This is a genomic window from Halopseudomonas sp. (assembly GCF_038130085.1).
In the GTDB taxonomy this organism is placed as follows: Bacteria; Pseudomonadota; Gammaproteobacteria; order Pseudomonadales; family Pseudomonadaceae; genus Halopseudomonas.
In genome coordinates, this window is the sequence record NZ_JAYPMU010000007.1 from 63,301 (window position 1) to 83,546 (window position 20,246).

The 20,246-nt window shown below is 60.8% G+C and carries 15 protein-coding genes and 1 other RNA gene; 9 read left to right on the plus strand and 7 right to left on the minus strand.

Annotation, left to right across the window (positions count from 1 at the left end):
* Positions 1-22 precede the first annotated feature (22 nt).
* Positions 23-1,678, plus strand: coding sequence for a long-chain fatty acid--CoA ligase (locus tag AAFM31_RS07320; RefSeq protein ID WP_341707264.1), 1,656 nt, complete (start codon positions 23-25; stop codon positions 1,676-1,678).
* A gap of 35 nt (positions 1,679-1,713) precedes the next feature.
* Positions 1,714-2,148 (plus strand): nuclear transport factor 2 family protein, encoded by a 435-nt coding sequence (locus AAFM31_RS07325; RefSeq protein WP_341707265.1) that lies wholly within the window; start codon positions 1,714-1,716, stop codon positions 2,146-2,148.
* Positions 2,149-2,174: 26 nt separating this feature from the next.
* On the opposite strand, the gene AAFM31_RS07330 is transcribed toward AAFM31_RS07325, so the two are convergent.
* Together AAFM31_RS07330 and AAFM31_RS07335 are read right to left on the minus strand one after the other, a co-directional pair.
* Positions 2,175-4,031 (minus strand): DUF4105 domain-containing protein, encoded by a 1,857-nt coding sequence (locus AAFM31_RS07330; protein ID WP_341707266.1) that lies wholly within the window; start codon positions 4,029-4,031, stop codon positions 2,175-2,177.
* A gap of 89 nt (positions 4,032-4,120) precedes the next feature.
* A complete protein-coding gene (locus AAFM31_RS07335) occupies positions 4,121-4,609 on the minus strand; it encodes a DUF3015 domain-containing protein (protein ID WP_341707267.1) in 489 nt (162 codons plus the stop codon).
* Positions 4,610-5,019: 410 nt separating this feature from the next.
* Between AAFM31_RS07335 and AAFM31_RS07340 the strand changes: the two genes are divergently transcribed.
* The 4 genes from AAFM31_RS07340 (at position 5,020) to AAFM31_RS07355 (ending at position 9,686) form a co-directional block, all read left to right on the plus strand.
* Positions 5,020-6,447: a coniferyl aldehyde dehydrogenase gene (locus AAFM31_RS07340; RefSeq protein WP_341707268.1), complete on the plus strand. Its 1,428-nt coding sequence runs from the start codon at positions 5,020-5,022 to the stop codon at positions 6,445-6,447.
* A 281-nt stretch (positions 6,448-6,728) separates the two neighbouring features.
* A complete protein-coding gene (locus tag AAFM31_RS07345; RefSeq protein WP_341707269.1) occupies positions 6,729-7,133 on the plus strand; it encodes a hypothetical protein in 405 nt (134 codons plus the stop codon).
* 50 nt (positions 7,134-7,183) lie between these two features.
* Positions 7,184-7,768, plus strand: coding sequence for a response regulator transcription factor (locus AAFM31_RS07350; protein WP_341707355.1), 585 nt, complete (start codon positions 7,184-7,186; stop codon positions 7,766-7,768).
* A gap of 145 nt (positions 7,769-7,913) precedes the next feature.
* The gene (locus tag AAFM31_RS07355; RefSeq protein WP_341707270.1) at positions 7,914-9,686 is read left to right on the plus strand and encodes a hybrid sensor histidine kinase/response regulator; all 1,773 of its coding nucleotides are present in this window, start codon (positions 7,914-7,916) and stop codon (positions 9,684-9,686) included.
* A 19-nt stretch (positions 9,687-9,705) separates the two neighbouring features.
* Here the strand turns inward: AAFM31_RS07355 and AAFM31_RS07360 are convergent, their stop codons facing one another.
* Both AAFM31_RS07360 and AAFM31_RS07365 read right to left on the minus strand, forming a co-directional pair.
* Positions 9,706-10,545, minus strand: coding sequence for an alpha/beta hydrolase (locus AAFM31_RS07360; RefSeq protein WP_341707271.1), 840 nt, complete (start codon positions 10,543-10,545; stop codon positions 9,706-9,708).
* On the minus strand, positions 10,545-12,962 hold the full coding sequence (locus AAFM31_RS07365; RefSeq protein ID WP_341707272.1) for an autotransporter outer membrane beta-barrel domain-containing protein: 2,418 nt from the start codon (positions 12,960-12,962) through the stop codon (positions 10,545-10,547). Before AAFM31_RS07365 ends, AAFM31_RS07360 begins: the two co-directional genes overlap by 1 nt.
* Positions 12,963-13,263: 301 nt before the next feature.
* Here AAFM31_RS07365 and AAFM31_RS07370 point away from each other — a divergent pair, with 301 nt between their 5' ends.
* Positions 13,264-14,049 (plus strand): crotonase/enoyl-CoA hydratase family protein, encoded by a 786-nt coding sequence (locus tag AAFM31_RS07370; protein WP_341707273.1) that lies wholly within the window; start codon positions 13,264-13,266, stop codon positions 14,047-14,049.
* Between the two features lie 172 nt (positions 14,050-14,221).
* On the opposite strand, the gene AAFM31_RS07375 is transcribed toward AAFM31_RS07370, so the two are convergent.
* Positions 14,222-15,262, minus strand: a complete 1,041-nt coding sequence (locus AAFM31_RS07375; protein WP_341707274.1) for an AraC family transcriptional regulator — start codon at positions 15,260-15,262, stop codon at positions 14,222-14,224.
* 112 nt (positions 15,263-15,374) lie between these two features.
* Between AAFM31_RS07375 and AAFM31_RS07380 the strand changes: the two genes are divergently transcribed.
* Positions 15,375-17,234 carry an acyl-CoA synthetase gene (locus AAFM31_RS07380; RefSeq protein ID WP_341707275.1) on the plus strand — a complete coding sequence of 620 codons (1,860 nt, stop codon included), beginning with the start codon at positions 15,375-15,377 and terminating at the stop codon, positions 17,232-17,234.
* Positions 17,235-17,651: 417 nt separating this feature from the next.
* Here the strand turns inward: AAFM31_RS07380 and ssrA are convergent.
* Positions 17,652-18,005: a transfer-messenger RNA gene (ssrA, locus tag AAFM31_RS07385) on the minus strand.
* A 207-nt stretch (positions 18,006-18,212) separates the two neighbouring features.
* A complete protein-coding gene (smpB, locus tag AAFM31_RS07390; protein ID WP_341707276.1) occupies positions 18,213-18,695 on the minus strand; it encodes an SsrA-binding protein SmpB in 483 nt (160 codons plus the stop codon).
* A 147-nt stretch (positions 18,696-18,842) separates the two neighbouring features.
* Between smpB and AAFM31_RS07395 the strand changes: the two genes are divergently transcribed.
* Complete coding sequence (locus tag AAFM31_RS07395; protein WP_341707277.1) at positions 18,843-20,246, plus strand: sodium-dependent transporter; 1,404 nt, start codon at positions 18,843-18,845, stop codon at positions 20,244-20,246.

Genomic DNA, 20,246 nt, shown 5'->3' on the forward strand with positions numbered 1-20,246 from the left:
GATAACAACAAGGAACCCGACCATGACTATTTCCCGACTGTGGGAACAGCAGTACCCGTCGCACCTGCGCGATTACCGATTGCCGGATCAGGCGTTGAGTGCTGGCGTTGCCGAGCTCAGCGAGCAGCTTGCCGAACGCTACGGCGATAGCCCGGCGTTTACTGTGGTGTTGCCCAACGGCCTGACTGCCGATCTGTCATTTCGGCAGGTACATGAGCTGTCGGACCAGTTTGCTGCCTGGCTGATCCATGCGCAGAAGATGCAGGTGGGTGAGGTGGTTGCGATTCAGCTGCCGAACAGTCTGCATTATCCGGTCGCGGTGCTGGGCGCCTGGAAGGCCGGGCTGATCGTGACCAACGTGAACCCGTTGTACACCGAGCGGGAGGTGCGTAACCAACTGGCTGACAGCGGCGCGCGGTTGCTCATCGCCTGCGATCTGTTCGTAGAGCGCGCGGTGCCGGTGGCGAAGGAGCTGGGCGTGCCACTGCTGACGACCAGCCTTGGCGACTTCTTTGCGCCGGAGATCGGGCGGGCAATTGCCGCGCAGGCGGGGGTGGATGCCAACGGGTTGCCTTGTTTTGTCGATGCGCTGGCAGTTGGGGCGCGTTCAGCGCCGACTGCCTATCGCGCCAACCCGGTTGCGCTTTATCAATACACCGGTGGCACCACCGGGCGCAGCAAGGGCGCGGTGCTGACCCACGCCAATCTGCTGGCGGTGTTGCAGATGGCCGAGGACTACATCACAGGGTTCGGCATGCAGTTCGAGCCGGGTGATGTGATTCTGACCGTGCCGCCGCTGTATCACATCTTCGCCTTCAACTTTAACTTCCTGCTGCTCTATCGCAGCGGCGGACGCAATCTGTTGGTGCCCAACCCGCGCCCGCTGAGCAATCTGCAGCCCGCGTTCGAGCAGTTCCCTGTGCGCTGGATGACCGGCGTCGACACGCTGTTCGCAGGCTTGCTGGCTGAGCCCTGGTTGCAGGCCAATCCGCCGCAGCTCAAGGCTGCGGTATCCGGCGGCACCGCGTTGCGCCCCGCCACCGGCGAGCGTTGGCGCGCGCTGGCCGGCCAGATACTGGAGGGCTACGGGCTGACCGAGAGCAGCTGTTTTGTTGCCTTTAATCCGCCGGGCGAGCATTGCCGCCCCGGTACGGTGGGGCTGCCGCTGCCCGGTTGCGATGTGTTGATCTGTGACGCCGATGGCAATGGGTGTGCGCCGGGTGAACCGGGCGAGCTGCTGATTCGTGGCCCCCACGTGGTGGGCAGCTACTTGAATCGGCCAGATGAAAACAGTGAAGCGTTCTGTGATGGCTGGTTCAACACCGGCGACATCGCCGTGATGGATGAGCAGGGCTATCTGCGCATTGTCGATCGCAAGAAAGACCTGATTCTGGTGTCGGGCTTCAACGTCTACCCGAATGAGGTGGAAGACGTGCTGGCCGAGCATCCGGATGTGGCCGAGGTCGCGGTGGTGGGTGTGCCGGATGACAGCACCGGCGAGGCCATTCGCGCGTTCGTTGCCCTGCGCAGCGCGGGCGTCTCGGCCGAGCAACTGATCCTGCACTGCCGCGAGCGCCTGACCGCCTACAAGGTGCCGCGGCAGATTCTGTTCCGCGAGCAACTGCCCAAGTCACCCGTTGGCAAGATACTGCGTGCCGAGTTGCGCGCCGAACAATGACGGCCGTTCTGGCCACTTACAAGAAGGAAAACACCATGTCAGATCTGCAACTTCAACCGGCCGCCGCCGCTACGCTTGAGCAGTGGCACCAGATGGTCGAACGCAAGGACCTGGGCGAGTTGATCAGCCTGCTGGACGCCAACGCGGTGTTTCGCTCGCCGATGGCGCACTCGCCGTACCCGGGCGCCGAGGTGGTCTCGACCATTCTCAATACCGTTCTCCAGGTGTTCGAGAATTTTACTTATCACCGCCAGCTGGCGACCGGCGACGGCCTCAACGTGGTGCTGGAGTTTAGTGCTGAAGTGCATGGCCGTCAGCTCAAGGGTATCGACATGATTCGCTTCAATGAGGCGGGCAAGATCGTCGAATTTGAAGTCATGGTACGGCCGATGAGCGGCCTGCAGGCGCTGGGTCAGGAGATGGGTAGTCGCCTGGCCAGCTATCTCGCGGCCGCCAAGGCGCAAGCCTGAAACAGCGGGGCCGTGCGGCCCCGTTGTCAGTAGTGATACCAGCGCAGCTGCAGGGCGAACTCGGTCTGCGGTGCGCTGAACTGGCTGAACTCACGCGCGGCCAGCAGACGCAGCCCCAGGTTGCGGCTCAGCTCCCATTGCTGGGCCAGCTCGAGACTGCGGCGCACTTCGCCGTTATCGAAGTAGTCGCCGCGACCCTCCAGCAGCAGGTTGCCGAGCGGGTTGCGCCACAGCAGGCCAGCATTGAAACCGGCGGCAGCACTGAGCGGCGCGTCGAAGTCGCGGTGGTGTTCCAGTCGCAGGGTCGCCATGCTGTAGCCCAGCACCTCATCCCACGGCTGCCAGGCAAAACCGCCGCCCCCGTTGAGGTGCGGCACCAGCCGGCGCTGGCCGTCTTCTCCTGCGACCCGTTCCCAGCCGGCCGCGACCTGCCACGACCAAGGTTTGAGCAGGGCGCTGCGCGGTGTCAGCGAGCGGATGTTGACCAGCTTGAATTGTTCCAATTGCCAGTGATTGCCTTCGTACTGGCGCAAATTCAGCTCGCCAATTTCGATCTGTGCGCCAAGCGGGAAGCCGTCCAGATTGTCGGCCAGATCGTGGTAGGCCATGCGCAGGCCGTATTCGGCAAAGGCACGACCCTCGCGGCTGCCGGCAGCAAGCTGCCAAGTGCGCGACTCGTGACCGAACTCGGGATAGGTCGGTGTCTCGATGGTCAGCGCGGGCGGCGGGTTGCGGTTGATGGCTTGCAGCAGGGCGTAGCTGTTGGCCGCGTTGCTCGAATCACGCTCCTTGCCGCTAGCCTCGTAGCGGGCGAGCCGATACGCCGCTTCCTGAATCAGCGCCTGACGCTCACGGGGCAATGCGGTGAAGGCTTCGTCTTGCAGCTGTGCGCTGTCGCCAGCCAGCTTGATCACCCATTGGGCTTCGTCATCTGTCAGCGGCGCGGCACGTGCGAGCAGTTCCCGTTCACGGGAGGGGCGGTAATTTACCTCGGTGATCAGACCTGCCTCGCGTACGGCGCGCACCGTGTCTGCGGGGATGGCAGTCAGCGGGAACTGGTCGGTTAAGCGCAGCGATGGACGGGCGACTTCCAGCAGCTCAAGCAGCCGGAAGGAGCAGTTTTCGTCGAAGAAGTAGTAGTCGAAACGGACCTGCCGCAGCTCCCAGACGTGCTCGACCATGCGCGCGGTTTCCTCCGGAGTCAGGTCGAGCTGATATTCCCAGAGGTCGCGATTTTCCAGCCGGCTGTACTCGCCGATCTTGTCGCGATAGGGCAGCAGCGAGAATTGACCGGGGTAGCCGCCGGCCAGCCCTTTCCAAGCGTAGAGTACGCCGTTGTCCATGTTCTCGACCATGGCGCCAAAGTTGAGCGCGTAGGTCAGCAGGCTGGTACCGCTTGCAGCGGTTTCTGGCGAGTCGATCCGCAGCAGGGTGTGGCCGAACATCGACGAGGGGCTGTTCAGATAGGCGTCGGGGAAAACCAGCACGGTCGAGTGGGGAGCGATGTCCTCATACCACTCGTTGTATTCGCTGCAGTTGGGTGTCGGCAGGCTCTGAAGATTAAGCTGCTCGCGCAGCCAGCGGGTGCGCGAAGGGTAGCGGCATTGGGCATGTTCGTTGCCCAGGGCCGCATCGGCATACAGGCCGTCCAGGGTCGCGCTCAGCTCGGCGGCCGGAGATTCGGCGCCGTCGCTGGCGATAAAAAAGGTGTCGTCGTCGACGTAGCTGCGCCAGCCACCAAAGCGGGCAGGCTGGTAGTGACCCAGTGTCAGCCAGAAGCGATCACTGGCCAGGGCTTCGAGTTGTTCTTGAGGAATCTGCGGTTTGGCCTGCGCCTGCAGGCAGAGGCTGCCGAGCAGCAGCGGAACCAGGCGTCTGAGCATGGGGGCTCTCATCAGGAGGAGTTAGCAGTACACATACAAAAACAGAAGGCCGGGCTTGCGCGCCGGCCTTCTGTTGGGTATTGCTACGATCAGGCCTGCTCGGCGTACTTGGCCAGAACGGCGTCCTGACGCATCACGCTCAGGGTGGCGGCGTGAACCTGCTCGGCGGTGACGTCAGCGCTCGGGAAGATCTCGCTGAAGTGGGCGTGGGTGACCGCAGCGAAGTGGTCACGGTCTTCCGGCTGAATGCCCAGAACGACGGCGTAGGTGGTCAGGGCTTCGCCTTCACCGCGTGCGACGTCTTCGGACAGCTCGTTCATGATCGCGCCCAGAACCAGCATCGGCTTGCCGTTGTAGGCCAGGCGACCGCTGGTATCACAGCCGTTGGTACCGGAGGTCATACCGAAGGTGGCGTTACCGGAGGTGCCGTTGGTGATGGAGGCAACCAGGTGGGATGGCAGGCCGCTGTGGCCTTCGAACAGCATGTTACCCCAGCCGCAACCGGGGCCGCCCGGTGCAACTGCAAACGCGTTGAAAGAGGCGGCGGCGAACAGCGTACCGATGAGAATCCGTTTCATATCTCAGTTTTCCGTGTTGTGGGTGATGTCTGGAATCTAGCAGCGGGTTTTCAGTGTTGCAATGTTGTGGCCGTTTTGAGGCGTTTTAATGACGACCGGTTGGCTGTTTTCGCTCTAGATCGGGGTTTATGGGGCTTTTTATGGGTAGAAGGGAGTGGCTTATATCGATAAATGATTGTCGTTATATGCCAAGCCTTGGTGCTGGGGTTCATGCCACGATGGGAGCCTACAAAAACGATAAATAATGTGAGGTAACTGCCATGACGCGCTTCGGCTGCTGTCTGGGTGCCCAACATGAGTTGCTCGAAGCTGCCGCGCTGCGCGGAGCTGTGCTGACGCCTTCCCCCTAGTTGTTCCCGTCCCCAAATCCGAACTGCGCTGTGCAGGCGCTTATTTTCAGTGAGGTTGCCATGAACGCCCAAGTTGAGATTCCAACCGAGTTTGTCCGTTGTCTTGAGGTCCAGCGTGCCCATTTCGAGGCCAATCGCTATCCCGATTACGCCCAACGTGTCGCTGATCTGAAAACACTGGTGCGTATGGTTGCCGACAACCGCGATGCGCTGATCGAGGCGGTCAACCAGGACTACGGCTGCCGCGCACGGTTTGAAACCTCCTTCGCCGAAATCGCGGTGACCCTGGATGGTCTGCAGGACAACATCAAGAAGCTGAAGAAGTGGATGAAGCCGCAGAAGCGTCACACCGACCCGATGCAGATGCCGCTGGCCAAGGCCCGTCTGATTCCGCAGCCGATCGGTGTGGTTGGCGTGGTGGTGCCGTGGAACTTCCCGATCGCGATGGCGATGCACCCGCTGACCTGTATCTTCGCCGCCGGTAACAGCGCGATGATCAAAATGTCGGAGAACTCCAACAACCTCGCGCGCCTGCTGCGTGAGCTGACGCCGCGTTACTTCCCCGAGGGCAAGCTGGCGTTCTTCGAAGACGGCGGCGGACGTGGCCCGCAGTTCACCGCACTGCCGTTCGACCACATCTTCTTCACTGGCTCGCCGGCGACCGGCAAAGCCGTCATGGCCAACGCCGCGCGTAACCTGACTCCGGTCACCCTGGAGCTGGGCGGCAAGTCACCGGCCGTGGTGGCGCCGGACTTCGCAATCGAAACCGCAGCTCAGCGCATCCTCTGGGCCAAGATGTTCAACGCCGGTCAGATCTGCACTAACGTCGACTACCTGTTCCTGCCTGAAGACAAGGTTTCGGCCTTCGTTGAAGCAGCCAAGGGTTACGCGGCCAAGCACTACCCCGACATCAACAGCGGCGACTACACCGCAGTGATCGACCAGCGCTCCTACGACCGTCTGCAGGCCACTCTGGCCGATGCCGAGAGCAAGGGTGCGACCATCGTCAACCTGATGCCTGATCAGCAGCCCGATGCCAGCCGCCGGATCATGGCGCCGCATATCGTGCTCAACCCGACCGATGACATGGACGTGATGCAGCGCGAGATCTTCGGCCCGATCCTGCCGATCAAGACCTACAGCAGCCGCGAGGAAGTGGCCCGTTACATCAACGACCACCCGCGCCCGCTGGCGTTCTACGCCTACACCAACGACCGCAAGCTGGCCGACTGGTACATCTACAACACCATGTCCGGTGGCGTGACCATCAACGACAGCCTGCTGCACGTCAGCGTGCACAGCCTGCCGTTCGGCGGTGTCGGCAACAGCGGCATGGGCCACTACCATGGCTACGAAGGCTTCCTGACCTTCTCGAAGATGCGTCCGGTGCTTTACCAGGGCCCAGTTCGCGGCATCAACATGCTGTTGCCGCCCTACGGCCCGCGCGCCCAGCGCATGCTCAACATGATGATCAAGATGAAGAGCTGACGCCTCGCGGTAAGGCAAAACGGCGAGGGTTGCGCAGGCAGCCATCGCCGTTTTTGTTTGGGCTTCGACCAAGTTCAGCCGGCGCGTTGATAGGCGCATGGTCAGCAGTCAGGCCTGCTAGTCCATATGAGTTATAGGTGGCTGCACTGGCAGGTCGTACCCTTTCCCGGAACGAACACGGGAGAGGGTATATGGGCGCGCGAACCCGTTTCAGCGCTTGCTTGGTTGTTGCTCTTTGCTCAACGGCTGGCCTGGTGTCTGTGGCCGCGGACAACACCGTAATGCGTCTTACCGCACACTACTGGCATGCGGCGCGGGCCATTTCCGTTTATGGCGAAGCAGGCTTCATCTACGCAGACATGAAGTTTCACCCCGACGGCGTATGGACCCAGTTTTATCGCAGCTATGTGCCTAGCCTGCACGGTTGCGACAAGGTCGGCGATGACGTAGTCAGCGTCGGCCGCTGGCGGCTTGAGGGGGACCAGATTCTGATCACCGGCAGCCATCGCAGCGGCGCAAACTGGAAAACCTCCGCCATACTGCGTCTGCAGGGTGGCTATCTTGAGTTGGTCGACGGCCAGGCGCGGTTCGAGGCGGCCAGTTCAGTCGCGGGTGGTTATGGTTGCCAGAGTCACAATCAACGGGTGTTTGAAGCACAATCAGGGTTTAGGGTTTCACAGGAGTGACACACGCAGTGACAGCGGGAAAGATTGGATCGCGATAGTGCGCGCTGCTGATTGATGATCACGCCCTGTTTCGGGCTGGTTTGGCGATGTTGCTGGCGACTCACCCGTTGCTGGGCGAGTTGCTGCAGGCAGGCTCGATCGCCGAGGCCAGAGCTATTCAGCGAGAGGATCTGGCGTTGATCATTCTGGATGTGTGCCTACCGGGTCTAAATGGGCTGGAAGGCATCACCTTGCTGCGTCGGCAGTTTCCATCTGCGGCGATCTTGATTCTGTCAGGTAACGACGACTTCAGTTGGCGCAGTCAGGCGCGGGACAAGGGTGCCGATGGTTTCCTGAGCAAGGCGGCAGACGCGGATCAGATCGCAGCCGCAGTCAACACGCTGTTAAGCGGCGAGCAAAACTGGAACGACCCGGCTAATTCTGCAGGACCGCCGTCTGCCCCATCGCTGACGGCGCGACAGGTGGAGGTGCTTTGCTTGCTCGCCGAGGGCAAGTCCAACAAGGCGATTGCTCGCGAGCTGGATATGGCGGAGAACACGGTGCGTGTTCACGTATCGGCGATCCTGGCGAGCCTTGGTGTAAGCAGTCGAACTGAAGCAGCTGTAGCCGCCCGCGTTAAGAGCATCATTCGCTAGTTGCCGATAACGACAATGGGTGGTTGTTGGAACCACTTGGTGTTGCTATTTGCTGCTGCGTAATGGCTATCTGCTGCTATATAGTCCTGACATCTGTGCGGTACTGAAAGCGCCGCGCATCATTAGGTCCTCGGGGGGGGGGCGGATGTCAGGAGTCAACGGAGTGATTGGGCGCGTGTTTCAGCCCTGGCGTTTGCCGGAGGCACGCCTATTTAAAGAACAGGCCAAGCTGATTACTTCTCATCTGCTGGGCATCGGAATTCTCGGTGCCAGCATGCTGGGTCTGTTCTGTGCACTGACGCTGTACTGGTTGTTTGACGACCAGACTGGTTTTTACTGGCTGGCCAGCAGCTGGCTGCTGAACGCGGCGACATATGCTCTGCTGCGCAAGTGGGTGGATCGATCGATGAGCGCTGGCCAGCGCTTTCGGTTGCTGTTCGGGGTGTTTGCCAGCGCAGGTGCTGTTTGGGGTGTTCTGCCGCTGTTGATTCTCGATGCCAGTTCACCTATTCCGCTGTTGTTGATCATGGTCGTAATCATTACCCACGGGGCGGGCACTTTTGCCATCAACGCCTCAAGCATGCCGCTCTACTGCGCCTATATCTATCCGGCGGTCGCGCCCTTGATGGTTGCGTGCTTTTTCAGCTCAGATCCGCTGATGCTTGGCTTGGGTGGTTTGTGCTTCATCTACCTGCTGTGCATGACTATGTTTGCCAGTGGCGCACAACAGGCTGCGCGCCATAGTCTGCAGCTGCAGTTCACCAACCTGGAACTGGTTGAGCAACTGCGCAGTGAGTCCGAACAGCGTGAGTTGGCCCGAGCGGAAGCGGTAGCGGCCAATCGTGCCAAGTCCAGCTTCCTGGCTGCGGCCAGTCACGACTTGCGTCAGCCGCTGCACGCGCTGGGATTGTTTTTGGAGGCACTGGGACGCAGCGGGATCAATGGCCGTCAGCAGGAAATGCTCGATAACGCCGCCGCCGTATCGGCCTCCGCCCGGCATATGCTCAACACCCTGCTTGATTACTCGCGGTTGGAAGCCGGCGTGATCGAACCGACCCCGTGTGGCTTCCGGCTACAGACCCTGTTAAGCAAACTGGAGCGCGAATTCGGCCCGCAGGCGGATGCGCGCGGGCTGGTTTACCGTAGCCGCGACACAGCGCTTGCCGCCCACGCCGACCCGGCGCTGGTCGAGCTGATCTTGCGTAACCTCATTAGTAACGCACTGCGCTACACCGAGCAGGGTGGCGTGCTGGTGGCCTGCCGCCGGCGCGGAGCCAAGGCGCACATTGAGGTCTGGGATACCGGTACTGGCATCGCCGAAGGCAATCAGCAGGCGATCTTTCAGGAGTTCTTCCAGCTCGGTAACCCGGAGCGAGACCGGCGTAAGGGGCTCGGGCTGGGTTTGGCGATTGTTCAGGGGTTGTGCGAGACCCTTGGGGTCGAGCTTGAGCTCACGTCGGTACAGGGCCGGGGCTCGGTGTTTCGTTTGATCGTGCCAGTCGAACTCGGCGGAGTGGTGATGGATGAGGTCTCTCCCGCGCAGCCGCTATCGGGCTTTGATCGTCTCTCGGTACTGGTGGTCGATGACGACCCTGCGATACGTGAGGCCATGAGCGAGCTGCTGTCTTCCTGGGGCTGCGACTGTCAGGTGGCCGACTCCCCCGCAGCGGCACTTGAGATCTGTCGCGAGCTGCCGCAACTACTGATCGTCGATTACCGTCTGCGCGACGAGCAGACCGGCGCCGACGTCATGGCTGCTCTACGCGCGCGCTTTGGTCGCTTGCCGCCGACCTTTATCATTACTGGGGATACGGCGCCAGATCGCCTGCGTGACGCGCAGAACACCGGAGCGTTGCTGTTGCACAAGCCCGTTGATGCAGCGCGTTTGCATGAAGAGGTAAGCAGGGTGGTTGGCTGAAATCGGCGCGTTGCCGTGCTCAATGGGTGACGTGGCTGGCGCAGTCGAGTGGGCGGTCGCGCCACTGACGCCACGCCTGTTGCCAGCCGCGGGCATGGCTCACGTTCGGGAGCTTGACTGTCTCGATGCAGCTGGCTGCGCCGAGTCGGGATTGGTAGTAGTCCAGCACCTCGGTCGGAACCACGGTGTCAGCTTCGCCCACCAGATGGCGTTGAGGAACGCTCGCCAGATTGTGCTGCTGGTCCAACGGCTCCAGCGAACCGGTCAGCGGTGTGAGCTGCTTCAGCTGCGTCCAGTAACGTGGGCTGAGGTTGCCTGCCAGTGTCTGAACCTGTGTTACGTCCGCGCGACGGCTGGCTAGCAGCAGTGCCATGGTGGCGCCGCCCGAGTAACCGATCAGTTCAAATTCACGGTTGTGGTAACGCGCTTTCAGTTCGTTCAGCGCCTGATCCAGATTCTGGACAATAGTCTCGCTGTAACGGTGACTGGTCCACAGCTCGGTACCGCAGCGTGGGCCCTTGATGAACTGGCAGGGGCGGGCCAGATACAGGCTGGGCGTCGGATCGCTGAAGGCGAGTTCTGCGACTAGCAAGTGCCGTGGGCTGGGATTACTGCTCGGCTGCGTGGGGGTGGCCCAAGCGCGGCCATCGCCCTCGATATACACGCGCAGACGTGGGGCGGCGACGGTATTGCCAGGGCCGACAAAGGCCAATGGCAGGGGCGTATCGGACAACACCTCAGCGCGCCGGTCATGTTGACCGGCGAGGTCCTGCAAGCGAGAAAAGTGGGACTGGCAGGCGCACAGCAGGGCGGCGAGCAGCAGCACGCCTCCCTTCGCTGCGCCCGCCAGCGACCTCATCAGAAGTCGTACCGCACCTTGGCCTGGAAGGTATCTGCGTTGAAGTCTTCCTTGCTGGTGTAGTCGTAGCTCAGGCCGAGGGTCAGAGCATCCAGTTTGTAGTCAACGCCAACACCGGCCTCGTAGCGGGTGCGTGCAGGGCTTGCGCCAGTTGCCGCAAAGGATGAGCCGCCGAACACGAAGTTGGCGGTGGTGTCGATGCGGTCGGCAGCAAAGTCGTGGTAGGCCATTACGCGAGCTTCCGGCTCGAGGGTGCCGTTGCCCAGTGCGGTGCTGCCAGCCAGGCGCAGACCGGCGCCGAGTTCGGCGATTTCGAAGCGTTGGCTGTTGACTTGCAGCGCGGCCACTGAGCCTTTTTCGCGGAAGCCATCGATATCGATGCGGCCATAACGGGCAGCCGCGCGCGGCTCCAGCAGCAGGCCGTTGTCCAACTGCAGGCCGTAACCGGCAAGCACATTCAGGCCGAGCAGTTTGCTGTCGTAATCAGCTTTGGCTGTGGTGCCGGCGATGTGACGCTCGCTGTCGTTGTGGTTGAGGCCGAGGGTCAGGCTGGAGTCGACAAACCAGGCGCCTTGCTCATAACCGCTGTAGAGGGAGATGGCGTGACCGTCGATATCGGTCTGGTTGCCGCTGTCGCTGCTGATGTCGGTGTTCTGGTAGCTGTACGCCAGGCCGAGGGTCAGTTGGTCGTTCAGCTTGCCGTCGACGCCAATAGCCAGGCCACTGGTATCGGCATTGAAGCCTTCAACGTTGTCGCGCTCATCCTGGTCGGCGTCGCTGTCCAGTACCTTCAGCCAGAGGCCACGTTCAGCGAAGGTGTCGCCAGCAGAGGCGCCGCGCAGGCCTTGGGTACGCTGACCAGCATTCAGCGCTGCCTGATGATGCAGGTTGTTGGCTGCGTGCAGCACGCCGCCGTTGACCTGCGGTACCAGCTCTTCAACGGTGCGGCGCACCTGCTCGCTGTCACCTGCCAGAGCATTGAGCACCGGGTCGTTGCCAAAGTGCGAGGCTAAGCCCGAGAGCATAGGCAGGATGGTGCTACCGGCGCGTTGGCCGTTCGGGGTGTTGCCGGCGAATTCATAGCTGTCGAGGGTGGTGACGGTGGCGTACAGGCGGTTGTTATCGGTCCAGTAATCATCTACCTGCAGCAGTGCCGAGTTGCGGGTTACGACAGACAGGCCGTTGTTGATGATGCCTTCTCCGGCCAGCAGCGTGTAGGTACTCTGGTCCGCTGCAAAATCGGAGCCACGGACCTTGAGGCCAACCTCTGAGCCCGAGGCGAAGCTTGCAGTATCGATCTGGCTGACGATGGCGAAGCTTGGGTTGTCGCTCTTCAGTGGCGTGGCGCTGCTGAGGTAGAGGTCCAGACTCCCGTTGGCGGCAACGGTCAGACTGCCAAAGTGACTAACTTGATCTTGCTCAAATGTAAGGCTGGCGCCGCCGGCAACCTCAATACTGCCGTAGCTGTAGCGGGTGTCGTAAACCACATCACCGGTGATGCTGATGGCATTCACGCCACGCATGCCTCCACGAATCAGGCCGCCGCTCCAGTTCAACGTCACGTTGTCGCCAGCGTTTTGGGCGTTGATCGCATAGCTGGAGGCCGAGCGTCCGAGAATGTTGCCGCTGTTGTTGATGGTCATCGGTGTACCGATGTTGACATCGATAGCGTCGTTGCCAGCGATGGTGCCGCTGTTGTTTAGCGTGGTGACGTTGCCGCCCCAGATCATCAAGCCGATGCTGCCCCCGGAGATGGTGCCGCTATTGTTGAACTCCGTGATTGTTCCATTGGTATTGTTCACACCGTAAGAGGTGCCGGAAATGATATTGCGGTTGTCGAGCTCGGTGATGGTGCCGCTATTGATGATGCCCTGATTTCCAGAAATAGTGCCGCTGTTGGTCAATACTCCAATGAGCCCGCGGTCATTGAGCACGCCAGCAACGGAGTCGCCCGAGATGGTGCCACTGTTTTCGAGAGTGCCAATGCTTGCATCGAGGTTATAGTTTTTCAGACCGGTGGTGGCGCCCGAGATGTTGCCTTTATTGATCAGGGTGGTTATTTCCCCGTCATTCGCCACGCCATGGTTATTGCCAGAAATGCTGCCGGTGTTGAGTAGCGTGCCGATGCTTGAGTCGATGTTATACAGGCCCGCGGTAGCTAATCCGGTGACCGAGCCGTTGTTGTTGAGTGTGCTGACAGACGCTTCCTCGACATGCACGCCGAATACAGTTCCTTCAAGCGTGGTGCCCGACTCGATGTCGACGGTGTTGTACGTCTCGTCGTAGAGGTAACAGGCCGTGCTGTTGCCACTGCTTGGCGTGCAGGTGTAATCGATCGCAACGGGCAGTGCGTGAGCTGGAATGGTGGCGGCAATAGCCAGGGCGAGCAGGGAGTAGCGGGAAGCTGCGCGAGTCATCAGGCGTCCTTGTGAAATTGGAGGCGAAATACGAGTTTTTTTGATGGCAATAGGCCGCATATTGCCTGCATGAATTGTTGGCGGGCAAGCTAATAAAAAAGCAATTTATCAATGTTCAGCCGATGTTGATTTTTGTGCTCTTGTTGCCAGGTTTTTCGGCTGGACGGTGTTATTCGCCGCCTGTTGGTGATGGCCTGCTTGCTGCATCCCGCTTTGAGAGGGTGGCTTTCGCTTCAGGGCTGCTGAAATTTGGTGAGCTGCTAGCGTTAGTAAACCGGGGTTGATGCAGGAGAGCACGCTGATGACGGACAAGGTAAAGGTAACGCGGCACGGCGCGGTGCTGTGCATTGGCTTTAATCGGCCGGAAAAGCTGAACGCGATGGATATCGATCTGTACGTTCAGTTGGGCGAGGCCTACGGTCAGCTGGAGGCCGACAGCACACTGCGTTGCGGGGTGCTGTACGGTGAAGGAAAGCACTTCACCGCGGGGCTGGAGCTGGAAAAGTGGGCTGCGCAGTTTCGCACGGGTGGCTTCCCTGCGTTGCCAGCCGGTGCCTGCGACCCGTTCGGGCTGGACCCGCAACGGCGGCTGTCCAAGCCGCTGGTGGTAGCGGTGCAGGGCGTCTGCTTTACCGCGGGCATCGAGCTGATGCTGGCTGGTGACGTGCGGGTGGCTGCTGAGGATTGCCGCTTCGGCCAGATTGAGGTGACCCGCGGTCTGTATCCGGTCGGCGGCGCGACCATTCGTTTCATCCAGAATATCGGCTGGGGCAACTCGATGCGCTATCTGCTGACCGGAGACGAGTTTGGCGCGCAGGAGGCGCTGCGGCTGGGGCTGGTGCAGGAGGTCTGCTCGGTCGGTGAGCAGTTTGAGCTGGCGCTTGAGATTGCCCAGCGCATCGCGAAGCAGGCACCGCTGGCGGTGTTGCAGACGCTGGTCAGCGCCAGAGCCTCGCTGGGCGACAGCGGTCAGCAGGCGATGGATCGACTGATTCCCGATCTGCTGCCGATGCTGGACAGTGATGATTTTGCCGAAGGGGTCGCGTCCTTTCTGGAGCGGCGCGCGGCGGACTTCAAAGGGCGCTGACACGCTGCTGGAGAAAAGCCCCGGATCGAGGTAGGTGGTCCGGGGCTGTTTCACGTATGGCGGTTGTTACGTTGCCGTCTCTGCTTGCCCGCCATGTTTGCCAGGTGCTTTCCACGGGGCGTCGCCCCTGCACGCTGGTGTACCTGATTAACGTCGATCATTGGCGGATCACCTACCGCGTTACGCCTGACTCTCCGCCAGCGTGACCAAGTTTGTGTCGCAGCACCTGCGGCGCCTTGCCAAACCAGCGACGGCAGGCACGGGTCAGTGAGCTGGGATCGTTGTAGCCAAGCAGGAAGGCCACTTCGGTCAGCGGGATGTGGGTTTGGGCCAACAACTGTTCGGCCCGCGCACGGCGTAACTGATCGACGATGTTTTCGAAATGCAGACCAAGCGCTTTCAGGCGCCGCTGCAGCATATGCTGCGGCATGTGCATCTGCGCGGCGATGACCGGCAGGGTGCAGTTGCCGCTCGGCAGGTTGCGCTCTACTACGCCGCTGACCTGGCGGCCTAGATCCAGTGGGTAGCGTTGCATCAGGCGCCGTACCGAGCGCTCTGCTGCCTCCTGCAGCGCGGGGTTGGATGAGTCGACCGAGACCTGCAGCAACGCTGCCGGAAGGAGCAGTTGGTCGCACGCTTGACGCAGCGCGACCCGACAGCCGAGCAGGCGGCGGTAGCGGGCGGGTGGTAGGGGCGAGTCGTGCTGAAACTCCAGCCGCCAGTCTGCGCCGCTGCTGCGCGAGAGCAGCCGCAGGATGGTCAGCGCCACGCCAAACACCAGTTCGGTGAGGTGGCGGCGGGTTTCATCCTGCATCTCCAGATCGTGGTCCATGCGCACGATCGCAAGCTCGCCGTCACGGTCGATGTTGAGCGTCAGGCCCGGCGAGTGATAGGGCATGTAGCGGCTCAGGCGGTCCAGCGCCACGCCCACGTTACCCGCGTGCTGCACGACCTGGGCAATCGGACCAAGCATGGTGTGGTCCTGGCGGGCCGCCAGCAGCAAGCCGAAGTCGGGCTTACCCAGGGTTTTGGCTGCCTCGCCGATCAACTCTGCGAACACGCTCAAGGGCAGCGTGACAGCGTCGTCGTCGATCTGCTCCGGGGTCAGGCCATGGCGTGCCAGCAGCGCGCTGCCGTCACCGCCGAGTTGGGCGAGCAACGGCAGATAGCCGGTCAGGCTGCGTGCCCGTACGTATAAGTCAGCTTGCTTCATGGCGCCAGATTGTAACGAAAAGCCAAGTGGTTGTTATCAAATGCCAAGTGATTCAAGCCGATGGCGTGGCACCATGGCAACAAATGACAAGACACCAATGAGGTGATTTCAGATGATCAGCAGTTACTCGGACATCCTCGCTATCGAGCAGGCACCGGCCCCAAACGCCGACGTGAAGAGCACCTATGCCTTGTTGCAGCGCAGTGCCGAGCGCTTTGCCAACGAACCTGCCCTGAGTTTTTTCCTGACGGTTGACCAGCACCAGACCCCGCACCGCTGGACCTACGCGGAGCTGTTCGCTGACATTACCCGGGCCGCTAACCTGTTTCGTCGTCTCGGCGTACAGCGGGGCGATGTGGTTGCGCTGGTGCTGCCCAACCTGCCGGAGACGCATATCGCCATGTGGGGCGCAGAAACGGCAGGGATCGCCTTTGCAGTTAACAACCAGCTTGAAAGCGCGCAGATGGCCGAATTGCTGACCGCCGCCAAGACCCGCTGGGTGGTGACCGTTGGCGCCGAGCTGGATGCGCAGATCAACCAGCGCACGCTAGCTGCCTGTCGCGCGGTGCCCGATCTGCAGGGGATTTTGCAGATCAACGGCGCGCGTTACCTTGGCAACGAGCCGACCTCCTCAGCCGCCGATATCGGCGACTTCAGCCAGCTGCTTGCCGCCGAGTCCGGCGAGCGACTGCAGTTCGAACCGCCGACTGAAGACGATGTGGCGGCCTATTTTTGTACTGGAGGCACCACTGGTCTGCCGAAGATCGCCTTGCACAGCCAGCGCAACCAGGTGGCGTTTACTGGCCAGTTGGACGCGGTGGTCGGCGAGCCGGTGTTGCGCTGCGGTCGTACCGTTCTGACCGCGCTGCCGCTTTTTCATGTGAACGCGCTGCTGGCGACTGGTCTGTCGGTGCTGGCGGCGGGCGGTCATGTTCTGCTGGCGACACCCGCCGGTTATCGCTCGCCGGGCCTGATTCCGCGCTTCTGGGAAATTGTTCAGACCCACAAGATCAACAGCTACTCCGGTGTGCCGACGATCTTCGCTAGCCTGCTGCAGGTGCCTGTAGGGGACTGGGATACCAGCTCGTTGACCGTTGCCATCTGCGGTGCTGCGCCGATGCCGGCAGAGCTGATCCGCCGTTTCGAGCAGCAGACCGGGCAGCGCATTTTGGAGGGCTACGGCCTGACCGAAAGCACCTCTGCGTCTTCGGTAAACCCGGCCAATGCGGTGCCGATCGCTGGCGCTGTCGGCCTGCGTCTGCCTTGGCAGGATATGCGCGCGATGATCCTCGATGCCGACGGCAACTGGCTGCGTGATGCAGAGACCAATGAGGTCGGCTTGCTCTGTCTCACTGGCCTGAATGTGTTCATCGGCTATCTGGATGACGCGCATAACCGCAACGCCTGGTTCACCACGCCGGACGGCCGACGTTGGCTCAACACCGGCGACCTCGGACGCCAGGACGAACAGGGCTACTTCTGGTTGGCTGGGCGCAAGAAAGAACTGATCATCCGTGGCGGCCACAATATCGACCCGCGCAGCATCGAAGATGCGTTGGCCAGCCACCCCGCAGTGGCTATGTGCGCCGCGGTCGGGCGTCCGGATAGCTATGCGGGCGAACTACCAGTGGTCTACGTGCAACTGCGTCAGTGCAGTACTGCCACGGAGCAGGAACTGATGGCCCACGCCGAACAGGCCATCAGTGAACGGGCAGCGATCCCCAAGGCATTGACGCTGGTCGATGCGCTACCGCTGACAGCGGTGGGCAAGACCTTCAAGCCCGCACTGGTCATGCGTGAAATCGAGGGCGTCGTGCGCCGCGAGGCCGCAGCACTTGGCGTGGAGTTGGAGTCGCTGGACGTCGAACAATGCCCGCGCCGGGGGATGGTGGTTCACTATCGATGCCGCGGTGATAACGCGGCATTGGCCGAGGTGCTGGCGGGCTATGCGTTCCTAAGTCAGGCGTCCTGATACCCGCGCCCGGCGTTGGCCCCTGCCGGCACGGAGTGATTAACTCCCTGTCGGCATTGGGGGGGGCGAGCGTGAATGACCGGACCTCAGAGCCAAGTCCATGTCGCTGAGTTGGTAGGGCTTCGACTCACCTGGTTTCACGCGCAGCAACAGGCCATTGCCGTCCAGTTCAAGCCATTCGTTCACCAACGGCTGAAGGCCAGCGAGTACGTAAGCGACCATTGGCTGCGTCTAATCTCGCGGCACTTCATAGTTGTATCCCAGTGGTTCAAGTTTTCTCAATGGATACAATCAGGGATACACCAAGCGCAATGCTGTATGGATTTACTGGGGAACGTGTAGATACAAGAAAGCCCGCACGGGGCGGGCTTTCAGGGGGTGTTTTCAGTCATGTGGGTACATGTGAAAACTTGCATTTGGTGGAGCCGGGGGGATTTGAACCCCCGTCCGCCAGTCCGCCGCTATCGGTTCTACATGCTTAGCCATCTCTACTTAGTTAACTCCGCGCCGCCCGAGTGGCAGGGTGCTTGGAGCGAGCTGTATAAGTTTTAGCCGTTACGTCTACAGCAAACTTGGCGGCGATCCTGTTCTATCTGTCGGTCAACTTCGGGTTTACAGGCATCCCCTGGTGACCGCTAGCCGGCTTAAGCGGCTAGTGCGTAGTTGTCGTCGTTGGCAACTATAAGTTTGCAGCAGCGAATTTACGAGTTCTGCTACCAGCTCGGCATGCCCCTCAAGTTTTGTAACCGTCGTCGAATCCAAATCGGCCCCAAATCTTTCAGGTCTGTTACTGGGACGCGATTGTACGCGAAAGGTTCCCTCAGTAACAGCGCTCATGCACCGGGCAAAAAAATACCCTGACGAGTCAGGGTATAGGCGTTACATGCTTTAAACCATAAACCGGCTGGTGGAGCAGACCAGCCTGTCAAAGGTTATGACGGACCGGTTGCAGGAAAGTTCAGCGTGTTATGAAAAAAATTAGCGATGGTTCTCGCGCACAACGCGCTGCTTCTCGCGATCCCAGTCGCGCTCTTTCTCGGTCTGGCGTTTGTCGAAGTCCTTTTTGCCGCGTACCAGGGCGATTTCGCATTTGACCAGGTGGCCCTTCCAGTAGAGTGCGAGGGGTACGCAGGCGAAGCCTTTGGCTTGCACGCCGTTTACCAGCTTGTCGAGTTCGCGGGCATGGAGCAGGAGCTTGCGCGTCCGGGTCGGGTCGGCAATCACATGGGTGCTGGCGGTTTTCAGCGGCGTGATGTGCGCGCCGAGCAGGAAGGCTTCGTTGTTCTTCAGCAAGATATAGCTGTCGACCAGTTGCACTTTGCCTTCGCGCAGGCTCTTCACTTCCCAGCCGGACAGCGCGATGCCGGCCTCGAAGCGCTGCTCGATGAAGTAGTCGTGTTTGGCCTTTTTGTTCAGCGCGATGGTGCCGCTGTTGGCCGGGGATTTCTTTTGCTTGCTCATAGGCGCGCCAGTATACCTGTAGTTTTCTATAGTGTATCGACGGATTTGCAGGCTCTTGCGTTTGTTCGCCTCGGCGATTTGACCTTGTGGTGTCTGGTTAAAATCTGGACAATGCGTTCCTTTTTTTCGGGTACTCCGGGAATTTTCATGAGCAAAGACACTGTCTCCATCCACGGGATCTGGGCTAGCCGCTGGGTCTTCATTCTTGCGGCAACTGGATCTGCCGTAGGCCTCGGTAACATCTGGAAGTTCCCGTACATGACCGGGATGTATGGCGGCGGTGCGTTCGTGCTGGTCTACCTGATCTGTATCTGCCTCATCGGCCTGCCGGTCATGTTGGCGGAGACGTTACTCGGCCGGCGCGGTCGGCAGAGTCCGGTCAATACGCTGAAAACGCTGTCTCGTTACTCGCATGCGTCGTCGGCCTGGTCGTGGGCGGCGGTGATGGGGATGACCGGGGCGCTGCTGATTTTGTCGTTCTACAGTGTCGTTGCGGGCTGGGCGTTGGACTACATCATTGGCATGTTGCGCGGCGAATTTGCCGGTATTGATGGCGAGGGGGCAGGGCAGCGCTTCGGCAGCCTGGTCGGCGACCCCGTTCGCCTTACTATTTGGCACTCGTTTTTCATGTTGCTGACGGCCTGGGTAATCGCCCGTGGCGTGGTGGCAGGCCTTGAGCGCACGCTGCGTATTCTGATGCCGATGCTGTTTGTGCTGCTGTTGGCACTGCTGGGCTACAGCATGACGACCGGCCATTTCATGGAAGGTGTGAAATTCCTGTTTGAGTTTGATCTGGCCAAGGTTCCGGACGGCATTCTGGCGGCCATGGGGCATGCCTTCTTCACTCTGAGCGTTGGCGTCGGCTCGATCATGGTGTTCGGTGCCTATATGCCGCGTAAGGCGTCGATTGGTTCTACCGTGTTGACGGTGGGGCTGCTCGATACCGTTGTGGCGCTGACCGCCGGTATGGCGCTCTTCCCGGTCGTGTTCGCTGCCGGCCTGCAGCCCAACGAAGGGCCTGGCCTGATGTTCGTCACCCTGCCGATCGCCTTTGGCAATATTGCCGGCGGCAACTTGTTCGGTGTGGTGTTCTTTGTGCTGGTTACCGTGGCGGCCTGGAGTTCGGCGATTTCCATGCTGGAGCCGGCGGTGGCGTTCTGGGTTGAGCGCAGTGGTCGCAGCCGTGTGTGGATAACCTCGGTAATCGCTTTACTCTGCTGGGTTGTGGGGTTGGGCACGGTGTTGTCGTTCAACGTGCTGGCCGATGCCCGGTTCTTTGTGTCTGACGCTGACGGCTGGCACCTGTTCCGTTGGACCAGCGAAGGCGGCATGACCTTCTTCGACTCGATCGATTACCTGACTAGCCGCATCATGCTGCCGCTGGGTGGCTTGCTGTTTGTGTTGTTCGCTGGCTGGGTGCTTGATCGCGAGGTATTCCGTGACGAATTGGCGCTTAAACATCGTCGCCTGTTCCCGCTTATCTATTCGCTGTTACGCTATGTGGCCCCGGCGGGGATTTTGATCATTCTCGTCACCGAACTGACCAAGTGA